The organism is Brevibacillus sp. LEMMJ03 (assembly GCF_007197875.1).
GTDB classification, from domain to species: Bacteria; Bacillota; Bacilli; order Brevibacillales; family Brevibacillaceae; genus Brevibacillus; species Brevibacillus thermoruber.
Genome location: NZ_VKJN01000009.1, coordinates 17447 through 32891 on the forward strand (window position 1 = coordinate 17447; position 15445 = coordinate 32891).

Annotated in this window: 8 protein-coding genes and 1 pseudogene; 8 read left to right on the forward strand and 1 reads right to left on the reverse strand. The window is 61.0% G+C overall.

Annotated elements, in window-relative coordinates; translation table 11 throughout:
• The first annotated feature begins 23 nt into the window (after positions 1-23).
• From FOI68_RS12735 to FOI68_RS12770, 8 genes and pseudogenes are all read left to right on the forward strand, one after another.
• Positions 24-884, forward strand: a complete 861-nt coding sequence (locus FOI68_RS12735; RefSeq protein WP_143863398.1) for an alpha/beta hydrolase — start codon at positions 24-26, stop codon at positions 882-884.
• An 86-nt stretch (positions 885-970) separates the two neighbouring features.
• Positions 971-1756, forward strand: coding sequence for a 2,3-dihydro-2,3-dihydroxybenzoate dehydrogenase (locus FOI68_RS12740; RefSeq protein WP_143863399.1), 786 nt, complete (start codon positions 971-973; stop codon positions 1754-1756).
• 24 nt (positions 1757-1780) lie between these two features.
• Positions 1781-3037: an isochorismate synthase DhbC gene (gene dhbC, locus FOI68_RS12745; RefSeq protein ID WP_143863400.1), complete on the forward strand. Its 1257-nt coding sequence runs from the start codon at positions 1781-1783 to the stop codon at positions 3035-3037.
• A 3-nt stretch (positions 3038-3040) separates the two neighbouring features.
• Positions 3041-4669 carry a (2,3-dihydroxybenzoyl)adenylate synthase gene (locus FOI68_RS12750; RefSeq protein ID WP_143863401.1) on the forward strand — a complete coding sequence of 543 codons (1629 nt, stop codon included), beginning with the start codon at positions 3041-3043 and terminating at the stop codon, positions 4667-4669.
• A gap of 13 nt (positions 4670-4682) precedes the next feature.
• A complete protein-coding gene (locus tag FOI68_RS12755) occupies positions 4683-5624 on the forward strand; it encodes an isochorismatase (protein ID WP_143863402.1) in 942 nt (313 codons plus the stop codon).
• Between the two features lie 14 nt (positions 5625-5638).
• Positions 5639-12826, forward strand: coding sequence for an amino acid adenylation domain-containing protein (locus tag FOI68_RS12760; protein ID WP_143863403.1), 7188 nt, complete (start codon positions 5639-5641; stop codon positions 12824-12826).
• A gap of 4 nt (positions 12827-12830) precedes the next feature.
• Positions 12831-13058, forward strand: coding sequence for an MbtH family protein (locus tag FOI68_RS12765; protein WP_035299008.1), 228 nt, complete (start codon positions 12831-12833; stop codon positions 13056-13058).
• Positions 13055-14506 (forward strand): annotated as a pseudogene (locus tag FOI68_RS12770) (DHA2 family efflux MFS transporter permease subunit). The gene FOI68_RS12765 and the pseudogene FOI68_RS12770 overlap by 4 nt, the downstream one beginning before the upstream one ends.
• A 77-nt stretch (positions 14507-14583) precedes the next feature.
• On the opposite strand, the gene FOI68_RS12775 reads toward FOI68_RS12770, so the two are convergent.
• Positions 14584-15270 (reverse strand): 4'-phosphopantetheinyl transferase family protein, encoded by a 687-nt coding sequence (locus FOI68_RS12775; RefSeq protein ID WP_143863404.1) that lies wholly within the window; start codon positions 15268-15270, stop codon positions 14584-14586.
• Positions 15271-15445: the final 175 nt, after the last annotated feature.

Here is a 15445-nt window from a genome sequence, read left to right on the forward strand (position 1 = left end):
AATAAAGGGAGGAATTGTGGTACATGTCTTTCGATCATCCGGAACAGCGTGTCGTCTCGCTCAAGGAGACCGCGAGCGGCAAGACCGAAATTCCCCGTTCCAAACGATGGATGATGCAGTCGCGCGCGGAAAACCGCAGCTATCAGATCATGGTGGCAGCCCCAGCGGAAGCGCCTCCTCCCTCAGGGTATCCGGTCATTTATTTGCTGGATGCGAATTCCGTATTCGGAACGATGGTGGAGGCCGTCCGCTTGCAAGGAGGTCGACCCGAAAAGACGGGGGTTGTTCCGGCCGTTGTCGTCGGCATCGGCTATCAAACGGACGGCCCGTTTTCGCCGGACCGGTATTACGATCTGACGCCCATGCCCGCCACGGAATATCTCCATGCGCCGGACGGGACTGCCCTGCCTGCACAAGGGGGAGCAGCGGCGTTCCTGCAGTTCATTGAAGAGGAGTTGAAACCGCGGATCGAACGGGAATTCAAGATCGACAGCAGCAGACAAACGATCTTCGGCCATTCTCTCGGTGGACTGTTCGTCCTGCATGTGCTGTTTACAAAGCCGCATGCCTTTCAGTGCTATGTCGCCGGCAGCCCCTCCATCCATTGGAACAGGCAGCATCTGCTGCTGGCGGAGCAGCAATTCGTATCCCGTCTGGAGCAGGAGCCTCTCCGCATCAAAGTCCTGCTTGGCGTCGGAGAATTGGAAAAGGGTCATGTATCCCGAAACAGCGATCACGCGCGGGAGCTGTCAGAACGCCTGTCCGCCCATTCTGCTCGTGGACTGGAGGTGGTGTTCAAAGAGTTTGAGGACGAAAACCATGTATCGGTGCTGCCGGTCCTGATCAGTCGGGCCTTGCGGTTTGCCTTGCGTCCGGAGAAATAGCAAGGCGATGCGGTGCATGACGAGTGGAGAGCGTGTGGGTCGGCGCACCGTGAAATCGATGGGAGATAGGGGAGAGAGAGACAGAGATGGAGGTTGCGGGAATTACGGGAAAAGTTGCCTTGGTCACAGGAGCCGCGCAGGGGATCGGGAGAACGGTGGCAGCGGCCCTTGCCGAGCGTGGAGCCTTGGTTGCGGCAGTGGATCAGCATGCCGAAGGAGTTCGGGATCTCGTGGCAGAACTGCGTGCCGGCGGTCACCAGGCTGCGGCATTTCCGGCAGACGTGAGCGACAGCGCGGCTGTTGAAGCGATGGTGGACCAAATCGAACGGGAGGTCGGTCCCGTCGAGATCCTGGTCAACGTCGCCGGCCTGCTGCGAACGGGGCCGATCGAATCGCTCAGCGACGAGGATTGGGCGGCGACTTTTGCGGTGAATGCCAGCGGAGTGTTCTATGTTTCCCGCGCGGTAGCCAGGCGCATGGCACCCCGCAGATCCGGTTCGATCGTGACGGTCGGCTCGAATGCCGCAGGGGTGCCGCGCATGCAGATGTCGGCCTATGCGGCCTCGAAGGCTGCGGCGACCATGTTCACCAAGTGTCTGGGGCTGGAGTACGCCCGGCACAATATCCGCTGCAATGTCGTATCGCCCGGCTCAACCGACACAGCCATGCAGCGGGCGTTGTGGGCGGATGACGATGGAGCGCAGGCTGTCATCGCCGGCAATTTGGAGGAGTACCGCCTGGGCATACCGCTTGGAAGGCTGGCCCTGCCCTCGGACATTGCCGATGCGGTAGTGTTTCTGGTTTCCGACCGGGCGCGGCATATTACGATGCATGACCTGCGCGTCGACGGCGGTGCAACCCTGGGAATGTAAAAACGGATGGGAGATGACGATGGAATGCTGAAACAAGATGCTGGTTCCGCAGCAAGCGCCACAGCGCTTCTCGAAGAATATCGAGCGGGCTCGTCCTTCTTTTTCTCTTCGCCGCAGCGGACCCTGCTGGCGAAGGGGGAATGGGCCAGGCTGCCGGATTACGAGGGACCGGACGGGTTGAAGAGCCTGCCCCGAAGAGCTGCCGAGCTTCTTGCCAGCACCGGGCAGTCCGGACACGGCACATCGGTCGTTGTCGGCGCGGTTCCCTTTGATCACACGAAGCCTGCACAGCTAGTCGTGCCGATGACCATCCAGTGGGCAGGGCCGCTTGGCTTCGATCCGGGCGTTCAGGCTGAACAGCACCCCGCGTCTGCCTTTGAGATGCGCGCGGTTCCGGCACCGGCGGAATATGAGAATGGCGTGAACCGGATTTTGGCGCGTCTTGAACAGGGTGACCTTCGGAAGGTCGTGCTGGCGAGATCGCTGCATCTTACCTCGTCTGCCGCTGTGGATATCCAACAACTGCTTCGCAACCTGGCCCGGCACAATACGCGCGGCTTTACCTTCGCGGCGAATCTGTCGACGGGGGGAGATCACAAGTCTTTGCGAAGCGCAGCGGATGGGAGCGAAGGACCGCGGACGCTGATCGGTGCCAGTCCGGAACTGCTCGTGGCGAAGACAGGACCGTACATCAAGGCCAATCCCTTGGCAGGTTCTGCGGCCCGCAGTGACGATCCCTACGAGGATGAGCGGCGCGCGGCTTCGCTGCTTGCTTCCGCCAAGGACAGACATGAGCATGCGGTGGTCGTCGAAGCAGTCGCCGAAGCGCTCCGTCCCTATTGCAAAAAACTGGACGTTCCCTTGGAACCTTCGCTTGTGCAGACCAACACCATGTGGCATCTTTCCACCGAAATAAACGGGGAGCTTGCCGATCCCTCTACCTCGTCGCTGGAGCTGGCGGCGGCGCTTCACCCGACTCCCGCCGTTTGCGGAACGCCTACCGATCTGGCGCGTGCGGTGATTCAGGAGATGGAGCCGTTTGAGCGGGGCTTCTTTACGGGAATGGTCGGCTGGTGCGATGCAAACGGCGACGGGGAATGGGCGGTCACGATACGCTGCGCAGAAGTGGAAGGCCGCGTGATTCGTCTTTTTGCGGGAGCGGGTATCGTCCCCGGATCGAGTCCGGAGGCAGAACTTTTGGAAACGTCGGCCAAGTTTCGCACCATGCTTCTGGCCATGGGGCTGAACCAGCCGCAGATGGCCGGAAGGAAGGAGGCGTGAGTCATGCTGTCAGGATGCCCAACGTGGCCCAAGGAATTTGCCGATCGATACCGGGCGGCAGGGTGCTGGCGGGGAGAGACGTTTGGAGACATGCTGCGGAAGCGTGCCGCCGCTTACGGGGACCGCATCGCCATCGTCAGCGGTGACAGACGGATCAGCTACGCGGAGCTTGACGTCCGGGCAGACCGTTTGGCGGCGGGGTTCCATGAACGGGGAATCAAGCCGATGGATCGGGTCATTGTGCAGCTTCCCAATATCCCGGAATTTTTTGAAGTGATTTTTGCGCTGTTTCGGCTGGGAGCGCTGCCCGTGTTTGCCCTTCCCCTGCATCGAAAGAGTGAGATTACCTATTTGTGCGAGTTCACCGAAGCGGTTGCGTACGTTATCCCTGACGTCGACTCGGGGTTTGACTATCGCGAGCTTGCCGCTCACGTCAGGGAGAGCGTTCCCACCTTGCGTCACGTGATTGTGGCGGGCGACCCGGGGCAGTTTATCGCGCTGGATGACCTGCGCAGAGATCCCGACAGTCTGCCGGAAGAGCCGAGCGCCAGCGATGTGGCTTTTCTCCAACTGTCCGGCGGGAGCACCGGGCTGCCCAAGCTGATTCCCCGGACTCACGATGACTACATCTACAGTTTGCGGGTGAGCGCCGACATTTGCCACCTCGATGAGAGAAGCGTGTATCTCGCGGTACTGCCTGTCGCCCACAACTTTCCGCTTAGCTCGCCCGGCGTACTCGGGACGCTGTACGCCGGCGGCAGAGTGGTTCTCGCGCGCAGCGCCAGCCCGGACGAGGCGTTCCCTCTCATTGCGCGGGAGCACGTCACGATAACGGCCGTGGTGCCTCCGCTGGCCCTGATCTGGCTGGATGCAGCGGCATCGCGCCGGTACGATCTGTCCAGCCTGCAAGTCCTGCAGGTGGGTGGGGCCAAGTTCGCTGCGGAGGCAGCCAGGATGGTCAAACCGACGATGGGCTGCACCCTGCAGCAGGTGTTCGGGATGGCGGAGGGACTGGTCAATTATACGAGACTGGATGATCCTGAGGAGATCATCGTGAACACACAGGGCAGACCGATGTCGCCGTATGATGAGATTCGTTTGGTTGACGATGATGATTGTGAAGTCGAGCCGGGCCAGGTGGGACATCTTTTGACGCGGGGGCCTTATACCATTCGCGGATATTACAAGGCCGAGGAGCATAACGCCAAGGCGTTCACTGCTGACGGTTTTTACCGCACGGGCGATCTGGCAAGGTGGACCGCAACGGGTCACCTGGTCGTAGAGGGACGTGCCAAGGACCAGATCAATCGGGGCGGTGACAAGGTGGCGGCTGAAGAAGTGGAGAACCATCTCCTCGCTCATCCCGGCGTACACGACGCGGCCGTGGTCGCCATGCCGGACGAGTATCTGGGCGAGCGCACGTGCGCCTTCGTTATTCCGCATCATCCGTCTCCCACAGCAGCCGAACTCAAAGCCTTCCTGAGAGAGCGAGGATTGGCGGCTTACAAGATTCCGGATCGAGTGGAATTCGTCGATTCGTTTCCCCAGACGGCAGTCGGCAAGGTAAGCAAAAAAATGCTGCGTGAACTCATTGCCCAACAGCAGCAGTTGCGAACGCACCATCACAAGTAAGGGAGGAGATAGTATGGCGATTCCTGCCATATTGCCGTATCCGATGCCTGTAGAGTCTGACCTGCCGGTGAACAGGGTGGCGTGGACACCTGATCCGAAACGAGCGGTTCTGCTGATTCATGACATGCAGCAGTATTTTCTGAATGCGTTCACCGTCACGGAGTCCCCGGTCGTGGAGCTTCTGGCCAACATTCGGAAGCTCCGAACCTATTGCGCCGAGCAGGGGATCCCCGTCGTCTACTCGGCGCAGCCTGACAGACAGTCCCCTGAGCAGCGCGGACTTCTGCAGGATTTCTGGGGGCCGGGGCTTAATGAATGCCCCGATCAGAAGAACATCGTGGAGGAGCTTGCGCCGGGCGAGCATGATCTGGTTCTGACCAAATGGCGGTACAGCGCCTTTCAAAAGACCGATCTGCTGGAGATTTTGCAGCAGCGCGGCCGGGATCAGCTTATCGTGTGCGGCATCTACGCCCATATCGGCTGCCTGATGACCGCGTGCGAAGCGTTCATGAAGGATGTGCAGCCCTTCTTCGTGGCCGATGCGGTAGCGGATTTCTCTTTGGAGAAGCACAGGATGGCGCTGACCTACGCGGCTGAGCGCTGCGCGGTCACCATAACGACGCAGCGTCTGATCGATATGCTGAGAGGAGGGCGGACTGCAGCGCCGGACGTCCGTGAGGGTGACCGCCAGCCGTTCACGCGGGAATCCATCCGCGAGCAGGTGGCCGGGCTTCTCCAGGAGCTGCCGGCAAACATTGCGGAAAACGACGACCTGATTAACGTGTGGGGGCTTGATTCCGTCAGGATCATGACCCTGGTGGAGAGATGGCGCCGCAGCGGTGCGGAGGTGACCTTTGTGGAACTGGCTGAGCGGCCGACACTGGCCGATTGGTGGGGGCTGTTGTCCTCACGAATGAGGCAGGCTTTGCCCAATGAGGATTATTTTGCAGTATGAAGGAGGTGGTTATCATGCCGGACCATCAGGATGTACGCTGGCCCTTGTCGGGTGCGCAGAGCGGCATTTGGTTCGCACAGCAGCTCGACCCGGAGAATCCGATCTTCAACACCGCCGAATGCATCGAAATCCATAGCCCCGTCGATCCCGCGCTCTTCGAGGCTGCCTTGCGCCAAGCCGTGACGGAGGCGGAAACGCTGCATGTGCGCTTCGGTGAGGATTGGAACGGACCCTGGCAGACCATCTGCCCGTCTGTCGACTGGCCGCTGCATGTCGTAGACGTCAGCGGCCAGGAAAACCCGCAGGAAGCGGCGGAAACATGGATGAAGCATGATCTGGCCCAACCGGTTGATCTGATCCGTGGTCCCCTGTTTACAGAAGCGTTGTTGAAATTGGCGCCTGACCGGTTCTGCTGGTATCAGCGCATCCATCATATTGCGATCGATGGCTTCGGCTTTTCGCTTTTGGCGCGAAGGGTGGCACACATTTATACGGCTCTTGTCCATGACCGGCCGTTCGACGAGGGAGCCTTTGGTCCTTTTCAGTCCATCCTGCAGGAAGAGGCGGCCTATCGCACTTCGGAGCAAATGGAGCGGGATCGGCAATTTTGGCTGTCACGCTTCGCCGATGAACCGGAGGTGGTCAGTCTGGGAGACAGGGCGGCGAGGACCTCCCGAAGCTTTTTGCGCCAGTCGGCTCAGCTTCCGCCAACCAGCATGGCTGGGCTGCAGGCGCTGGCAAGCCAGGCGGGGACAAACTGGTCTGACGTCGTGATTGCCGCTGCGGCGGCTTACGTCCAGCGGATGACCGGCGCGAACGATGTGATTCTCGGCTTGCCCATGATGTGCCGTCTTGGCTCTGCATCGCTGCGCGTTCCGGGGATGGTCATGAATGTACTGCCGCTGCGGTTGACGGTACGCCCGGACATGAGTCTGGCCGCTCTCCTGCAGCAGGTCTCGCAGGAAATCCGCGAGATCAGGCGGCATCAGCGCTACCGGCATCAAGATCTGCGACGTGACCTGAAACTGCTGGGGGACAACCGGCGATTGTTCGGTCCCCTGGTGAATGTGATGCCGTTTGACTATGATCTGCGCTTCGCCGGGCATCGCGCGACAACGCGCAATCTGTCGGCCGGCCCCGTGGACGACCTGTCGATAAACGTGTACCACAGATCAGACGGCAGCGGGCTGCAGTTCGATTTCGACGCCAATCCCGCGATTTACGGCGCCGACGAGCTGGCGGCTCATCAGCGGCGCTTTCTTTGTTTCCTGGACAATCTTGCGTCGACCGATCCCGGCCAGCCGGTCTCGCAGATTGATTTGCTCCTGCCCGAGGAACGCCGGCAGGTGCTGATCGAGTGGAATGAAACCGCTCATGACCTGCCGAAGACCAGCGCGCACGAGCTGTTCGAGGAACAGGCCGCCCGCACTCCCGAGGCTGCCGCCGTGGTGTTTGAAGGCGCTTCGCTCAGCTATGCCGAGCTGAACAAACGGGCAAACCGGCTTGCCCATCTGCTGATGGCGCATGGTGTCGGACCGGAGCGTGTGGTTGCGCTTGCGCTGCCGCGTTCGCTGGAGATGGTCGTCGCCATACTGGCGGTACACAAGGCGGGAGCGGCGTATCTGCCGCTGGATCCGGACTTTCCGTCCGACCGGCTTGCCTATATGCTGGAGGACGCCAGGCCCGTATGCCTCATAACGGTCAGGCAGGTTGCCTCCAAGCTGCCGGATTGTGGTGCGGCCCCCAGGCTCGTGCTTGATGAGCCCGGAACCATCGACAGGCTGATGCAGCAAGCCGATCGCAATCCCGGCAATGCCGACCGCTCAGGCTGCTTGTCGCCTCTCACCCCTGCCTATGTGCTGTACACCTCCGGTTCGACCGGAAGACCCAAGGGGGTCATGGTCACGTTTGGCAATCTGACCAACCTGCTCCTGGCGATGCAGGACCGGTTTGCGCTGGACGAGCGGGATCGGTTGCTGTCGGTTACCACCATTTCGTTTGACATATCGGTTCTGGAGCTGTACCTGCCTCTCACGAGAGGGGCCCGCGTTGTCATCGCCTCGAAGGAAACGATCATGGACCCGCCGGTTCTGGCGAGAATGATCCACGAGACGGGCACGACGATCATGCAGGCCACACCGACCCTGTGGTACGAGCTGGCAGCAAGCAAGCCCGACAAATTCGACGGCCTCCGCATCATCACGGGAGGCGAGGCGTTTCCCAGCGGGCTCAAGCTCGCCCTGCAGGAACTGGGCTGCCGCGTCCATAATCAATACGGCCCGACGGAAACCACCATTTATTCCACCGCCATGCTCCTTGGCGATGAGCGCGCAGGGACGCCCCCCATTGGCAGGCCGATTTGGAATACGCGGGTGTATGTGCTGGATGCCGGACTGAAGCCCGTTCCGCCGGGAGTGGTGGGGGAGCTGTATATTGCCGGTGCCGGCTTGGCTCGTGGCTACCTGGGACGGCCGGAACTGACGGCAGAGCGCTTCGTTGCGGACCCATTCGGCCCGCCGGGCACCCGGATGTACCGCACGGGAGATCTCGTGAGATGGCTGCCGGACGGTTCCCTGGAGTACGTGGGCCGCGTCGATCATCAGGTCAAGATTCGCGGGTTCCGGATTGAACTCGGCGAGATCGAGTCTCTCCTTTCCCGGCATCCTGCGATCGCGCAGGTTGCGGTCGTCGCCCGTGAAGACCAGCCTGGGGACAAGCGTCTGGTGGCGTATGTGGTCCCGCATTCTCCCGCAGGTGCAGACCCAGCCGAGCTTCGCCGTTATGTCGCCGATGAACTGCCCGATTACATGATCCCGTCCGCGTTTGTCGAACTCGCCGAAATGCCCTTGACTCCGAACAAGAAAATTGATCGCAAAGCGCTTCCCGCGCCTGATCTCCATACGGTTACAGGGCGCGGCCCGAGGACTCCGCAGGAAGAGATGCTGTGCGACCTGTTCGCCGAGGTGCTCGGCCTGGCTCATGTGGGGATCGACGAGGACTTCTTTGTGCTGGGCGGTCATTCCCTGCTTGCCGGACGGGTGATCGCCCGTATCCGGGATGTCTTCGGTGTCGAATTGAGCATTGGCAGCCTCTTCGAATCGCCCACGGTTGCGGGGCTCGTCAAGCGGCTCGATCATGCGCGGGATGCCAGACCGCCTGTACGGCCGGTCGCGCGTCCGGAGGCAGTACCGCTTTCGTTTGCCCAGCGCCGCTTGTGGTTCCTGTATCGACTGGATGGACCGAATCCGACCTATAATATTCCGCTCGTAGCCCGCCTGTCCGGTGAACTGGACTGCAAGGCGCTGGAGGAGGCGCTTGGCGATGTTGTAGCTCGCCATGAAACCCTGCGCACCGTTTTTCCCGACAGGATGGGTGCGTCGCATCAGCTCATCCTGGACGCCGACGACGCCCGACCTGCGCTGATTCTAACGGAAACGAGCGAGGCTGAACTGCCCGGTCTTTTGGCCGACGCTGTGCGCTACAGCTTCCAGCTTTCGTCAGAGCCTTCGATTCACGCCCAATTGTTCGTACTCGGCCCGAACGAGTATGTGCTGCTGCTGCTCCTGCACCATATCGCCGGGGATGGCTGGTCGCTGACCCCGTTGGCCCGCGATCTCTCCACCGCCTACGCTGCCCGCTGCCGGGGGGAGCTCCCGTCATGGTCGCCGCTGCCGGTACAGTATGCGGATTATGCGGTCTGGCAGGAGCGGCTTCTGGGGAGCGAGCGCGATCCCGACAGTCTGATTGCCAGACAGCTTGCGTTCTGGACGCGGACACTTGCGAACCTGCCGGATCAGTTGGAACTGCCGAGCGATTATCCGAGACCGGCAGAAGCCAGCTACCGAGGCGGTGTCATCCCGTTCCACATCAGCCGGAAGCTGCACGGCCAACTGCTGGCGATTGCCCGTGAATGCAGGGCGAGCCTGTTCATGGTACTGCAGTCCGCCCTCGCCGCTCTTCTCACCCGGCTCGGCGCAGGCACCGATATCCCGATCGGCAGTCCGATTGCCGGGCGGAGCGACGATGCGCTGGACGGCCTTGTCGGATTGTTCATCAACACGCTGGTGCTTCGTACCGACACGTCCGGAAACCCCAGCTTCCGCGAACTGCTTGCCAGAGTCCGTGAGGTGAATCTGGCTGCGTACGAGCATCAGGACCTGCCCTTCGAACGGCTGGTTGAGGTTCTGAACCCCGTCCGGTCCCGGTCCAGGCACCCGCTTTTTCAGATCATGCTGGTGCTCCAAAACACGCCCGATGCCGCGTTGGAACTGCCGGGTGTGGAAAGCAGCCTGCAGATTGAAAGTGCGGGCACGGCCAAGTTCGATCTGACGGTGGAACTGAAGGAGCGCCGTTCTCCGGATGGCACCCCTGCGGGTCTGGATGGAATCTTGGAATACAGCGCGGATCTGTTCAAGCGCAGTACGGCCGAAGCGATGGCGGACCGATTCCTGCGGGTGCTGGAGGCTGTGGCCACTGATCCGGGCAAATCGATCGGGGAACTTGATATTCTGGCCCCGGAAGAGCGCCAAAGCATGCTGCAGGAATGGAGCGCGGCTGTGAACGAGGTGCCGCAGGCAGCGCTGCCGGACCTGTTCGAGGCACAGGCTGCCCGAAGCCCTGAGGCCGTGGCCGTCGTCCATGAGGATGTCTCCCTGAGCTACGAGGAGCTGAACACCCGGGCGAACCGGCTCTCGCATCTGCTGATGGCAGAGGGGGTCGGTCCGGAGCAGATTGTGGCCCTGGCGCTACCGCGGTCTGTAGAGATGGTCGTCGGCGTGCTGGCCGTGCTGAAGGCCGGAGCCGCCTACCTGCCTCTCGATCCGGATTATCCGGCAGACCGGCTGGCTTATATGCTGAAGGACGCAGGGCCGGTTTCCATCATTACGAGCACGCAGGTGGTCTCCAGACTGCCTGATACAGGCGATCTGCCCCGGATCGTGCTGGATGAGCCGGAGACTCTGGAGCGGCTCGGGCAGCATTCCCCTGCCAATCCCGGTGACCGTGAACGCAGAGGGCGCCTGTCTCCACATAGCCCTGCGTATATCATCTACACCTCGGGCTCCACGGGAAGGCCCAAAGGCGTCGTCATCCCTCATCAGAATGTGGTGAGATTGTTTGCTTCTACCGATCACTGGTTCTGCTTTGGCTCCGACGATGTGTGGACGTTGTTCCATTCCTATGCCTTCGACTTCTCCGTGTGGGAGATTTGGGGAGCGCTTCTGCATGGCGGCCGTCTTGTTGTGGTGCCCCATGCGATCAGCAGGTCGCCGGGAGAGTTCCTCCGGCTTCTCGTGCAAGAGGGCGTGACGGTTCTGAATCAGACGCCGTCAGCCTTCTATCAATTGATGCAGGCGGACCGGGAACATCCTGACCTGGGCCAGATGCTCTCCTTGCGCTTCGTGATCTTCGGCGGCGAGGCGCTGGAACTGGGACGTCTGGCGGACTGGTATCAGCGCCATCCGGATGATGCTCCCAAGCTGATCAACATGTACGGCATCACCGAGACGACCGTGCATGTCAGCTACATGGAGCTTGACCGTCACCGCGCTGCCTCCGGGGCCACCAGCCTCATCGGCCGCCCGATACCCGATCTTCGGGTGTATGTGTTGGATGATTCGCTGAAGCCTGTTCCGCCGGGAGTAACGGGGGAGATGTATGTTGCCGGTGCCGGACTGGCCCGCGGTTATGGGGGACGACCGGATTTGACGGCTGAGCGGTTTGTTGCCGATCCGTTCGGTCCCCCCGGTACGAGGATGTATCGAACCGGAGATCTTGCCAAGCGGCTCGGCGACGGTTCCCTGGAGTATTGGGGCCGTGCTGACCAGCAGGTGAAGATTCGGGGGTTCCGCATCGAACCGGGCGAGATCGAGGCCGTGCTTGCCAGACATCCCGCAGTGGCCCAGGTGGCGGTCGTGGTGCGGGAGGATCAGCCGGGAGACAAACGCCTGGTGGCTTACGTGGTTCCGGCCCCGGACGCAAGCGCCGAACCTGCTGTACTGCGCCGGTATGCTGCCTCCAGCCTGCCTGAATACATGGTGCCGTCAGCGATCGTGGAAATGGACGCCCTGCCGCTTACGCCGAATGGCAAGCTGGACCGCAAGGCGCTCCCGGCGCCTGATTTCTCCCTGACCCCTGACGGGCGAGGCCCCAGAACTCCGCAGGAAGAGGTCTTGTGCGATTTGTTCGCCGAGGTGCTGGGATTGCAGCGCGTGAGTATTGATGACAGCTTTTTCGAGCTGGGGGGCCATTCGCTGCTGGCCGTTCGCCTGATGAGCCGCATCCGCGAGGCCATGGGCCGAGAAATCGGCATCGGCGTCCTGTTTGAAGCGCCTACCGTTGCCGGTCTCGCTGAAAGGCTCGACATGGACGCGGGCCAAAGCGCGCTCCAGGTGCTGCTGCCGCTCCGCGCCCACGGAGAGCAGCTTCCGCTGTTCTGCGTGCATCCTGCGGGCGGACTCAGTTGGTGCTATGCCGGGCTGATGAAACATCTCGGCATGGAATATCCGATCTATGGCCTGCAGGCCCGCGGCATTGCCCAGCCCGAGGAGATTCCGAAAACGTTGGGGGAGATGACGGCCGATTATCTTCAACATATCCGTTCGGTTCAGCCTGCCGGCCCGTATCGGCTGCTGGGCTGGTCGTTTGGCGGCAATGTGGCGCATGCCATGGCCGTGCAGCTTCAGAAAGAGGGGGAAGAGGTCTCGTTTCTTGCCATGCTGGATTCGTACCCCAGCCATCTCCTGCCGCTTCGCGGAGAACCGGATGAGGAGGAGGCCCTGATCGCGCTGCTTGCCTTGGGCGGCTACGATCCGGACAGCCTGGGTGACGTCCCGCTCAACATGGCCAGCGCGCTCGAGATTCTCCGCAGCGACGCCAGCGCACTGGCCAGCCTGGATGAAGCGACCATCATGAATCTGAAACAGACGTATGTGAACTCGGTCCGCATTCTGGGCGCGTATGTTCCGGAGCGATTCGAGGGAGATCTTCTGTTTTTCCGATCAACGATCATCCCGGACTGGTTTGATCCGATCGAACCGGACATGTGGATACCCTATGTAAGCGGACGGATCGAACGGCATGATATCGCGTGCCGGCACAAGGATCTGTGTCAGCCCGGACCGCTTGCCGAGATCGGCCGGATTCTTGCGGCCAAGCTGCAGGCCATGAATCGTCCGGCATCCGGACACTCGAGGAGGGAATGAATCGATGACCAATCCTTTTGAAAAAGCGGACGGCGCCTTTCTGGTGCTGATCAATGACGAGGGGCAGTATTCCCTGTGGCCGGCATTCATCACAGTGCCCGAAGGCTGGACCGTTGTGCTGGGGCCAGAGACGCGTCAGGAATGCCTGGACTACATCCGGTCGCAATGGACGGACCTGCGGCCCCGAAGCCTGCAAGCCGCGGCAGAGTCTGTTGCCGGGCAGAGGCAATGAACGCACGTCTGAATCCGAAAGCAGTCGTGAGCGTCGTATACGTGGCGGCCATGTTCATGGTCGCCATGGACGCCACCGTCTTACACGTCGCGCTTAGGACCATCAGCCAGGAACTCCAGGTTCCGCCAGCCGCTTCGAGCGCGCTCAACGTCGGCTATCTGGTGAGCCTCGCCGTATTCCTTCCGGTGGCGGGCTGGCTTGGAGACAGATGGGGGACCAAGCGGATTGTATTGCTGGCGCTGGGCGTGTTTACAGGAGCCTCCGCGCTGTGCGGATTTGCCGACAGTCTGGCTTCGTTGACCGTATATCGCGTCCTCCAAGGCGCAGGCGGCGGCGTGCTTACTCCTGTTGGAATGGCGATGCTGTTCAGGACCTTTCCTCCACACGAGCGGGCCAAGGTATCCCGGGCCTTGGTGCTCCCCATTGCGGTAGCACCTGCGCTGGGGCCGATTTTGAGCGGGTTCATGGTGGACCAGTTTTCCTGGCGGTGGATCTTCTATGTGAATCTTCCGATCGGAATTCCGGCCTTGCTGTTTGGGATGAAGTATCTGAAGGAGCACGTGGAGCCTGAGGCGGGGCACCTGGATGTTCCAGGCTTCCTGCTGTCCGCGCCCGGCTTGGCCATGGTGATGTATGCGCTCAGTCAGGGGCCGATGAGAGGCTGGGATTCCCCTGTGATACTGGGCACGGGGATCGTGGGTCTGATCCTTGTCGCCGCTTTTGTCGGTGTCGAGCTGCGCGTGAAACAGCCGATGCTCGATCTGCGGTTGCTGGGCGACCGGCTGTTTCGGTCTGCAGGTATCGTCGCCATGTTCTCGGCAGCCGGGCTGATGGGCATGCTCTATGTATTCCCGCTGATGTATCAGCACGTTCTTCACGCATCGGCACTCGATACCGGTCTGGCCACCTTTCCGGAGGCGCTTGGATTGATGCTGGCCTCCCAGCTTGTGCCCTGGTCCTATTCGAGGCTTGGACCGAGACGCGTAATCGTCATGGGGTTGTTGTGCACGGCTGCAATATTCATCGTGCTGAGTCAGGTCGGTCATGGCACCAGCCCGTAGCTGATCCGCCTCCTTTTGTTCGGCGTCGGCGTCTTCCTGGGCCATACGGTCGGAGCGGTGCAGATCGCTTCCTTCGCCAACATTCCCCCGTCTTCCATGGGGCGCGCCTCCACCTGGTTCACTGTTCAAAACAGGCTTGGTTCGGCGACAGGCGTGGCGCTGCTTTCCGTCATCCTTGCCGCAGTGGGTACCAGCACGGCGGACGCTGCCGGGGGCCTTGAACCGAATCTGACGGCGTACCGTTCCGCTCTGCTCGGCGCAGCGGGCTTCCTGCTGATTGGCCTGTGCTTTGCGCTGGGGATCCGGGACGAAGATGCCGCTTCCACCATCCGAAAGCGTTCAACGGTCAAGCCGACCGCAGAACGGTCCGTTCACACGGAAGGATGACGGGGCTGCCGGTGTGAACGCAGCAAATGCAAAGGGAACAGCCGGTTGCCCAGGCAATCCGGCTGTTTTGCATCTCGCTACAGGAGGGTTTCGTACAGGGTCGATAGGGAGACGTGCTGGATGTGATCAGGGAGCGCAGCCATATACGAGCAGGCCGACAGGATGTGCTCCCGGTCCAATCTGAAGCTGGTAAAGTGGAAACCGTCCGCCTCCGGGGAGTACCACTCCTTTTCGTTGGCACACACCACGGAAAAGGAATCAAGGGGAATGGACAAGCCCTTGCCCACCGCTTTCACATAGCTTTCCTTCAAAGTCCATACGTGAAAGAAATACGCCAGCCGGGCATCCCCGGTTTTGGAGGCAAGAATCCGGTTCTCTTGAGGAGTAAAGAGATGGTCGGCGATGTGCAGATCCATGCGCACGATTCGCTCCACATCAATGCCCGGACAAGAACGGCTGTCGCCCCAGATCATGGCAATCCAGTTCCCGGAGTGGGAGAGATTGAACCCCACATCCGGGTTGTTTTGCAAAAACGGCTTTCCATATGAATTGTAGACAAAATGAAGCGCATCGGGGGTCACACCGATATGCTCGGAGAGGGTTGAGCGGACCAGCACCTCGCCCAGCAAGGAGCGGTAAGCGTCCTCCTTGCGAACAAACCGCACGATTTTCTGTCTTCTTTCCGCGGAAACCCTGGACAGGAACAGGTCCACATAGTCCGGCGGCAGGTCTGCCGGGATGCGTACGACCCGAATGGACAGCATGATGGATCACCTGCGCTTTCTGTTTCCGGCGGATCGCCATACCCCTTACAGCCACGTTGATTTTTCTTCCGCCGGCATTCGGTCTGTAGGGGGGACATCCGCTTCCGGATATCCGATGAACAGCGTCCCGATCACTTTTTTGTTCTACGGCGCGCCGAGGAAGCGGTGGAAAAAG

What these genes read in the sequence shown, in the direction of transcription:
- FOI68_RS12735 (WP_143863398.1), top strand. Translation starts at nt 24, where the DNA reads ATGTCTTTCGATCATCCGGAACAGCGTGTCGTCTCGCTCAAGGAGACC.
- FOI68_RS12740 (WP_143863399.1), top strand. Translation starts at nt 971, where the DNA reads ATGGAGGTTGCGGGAATTACGGGAAAAGTTGCCTTGGTCACAGGAGCC.
- dhbC (WP_143863400.1), top strand. Translation starts at nt 1,781, where the DNA reads ATGCTGAAACAAGATGCTGGTTCCGCAGCAAGCGCCACAGCGCTTCTC.
- FOI68_RS12750 (WP_143863401.1), top strand. Translation starts at nt 3,041, where the DNA reads ATGCTGTCAGGATGCCCAACGTGGCCCAAGGAATTTGCCGATCGATAC.
- FOI68_RS12755 (WP_143863402.1), top strand. Translation starts at nt 4,683, where the DNA reads ATGGCGATTCCTGCCATATTGCCGTATCCGATGCCTGTAGAGTCTGAC.
- FOI68_RS12760 (WP_143863403.1), top strand. Translation starts at nt 5,639, where the DNA reads ATGCCGGACCATCAGGATGTACGCTGGCCCTTGTCGGGTGCGCAGAGC.
- FOI68_RS12765 (WP_035299008.1), top strand. Translation starts at nt 12,831, where the DNA reads ATGACCAATCCTTTTGAAAAAGCGGACGGCGCCTTTCTGGTGCTGATC.
- FOI68_RS12775 (WP_143863404.1), bottom strand. Translation starts at nt 15,270, where the DNA reads ATGCTGTCCATTCGGGTCGTACGCATCCCGGCAGACCTGCCGCCGGAC.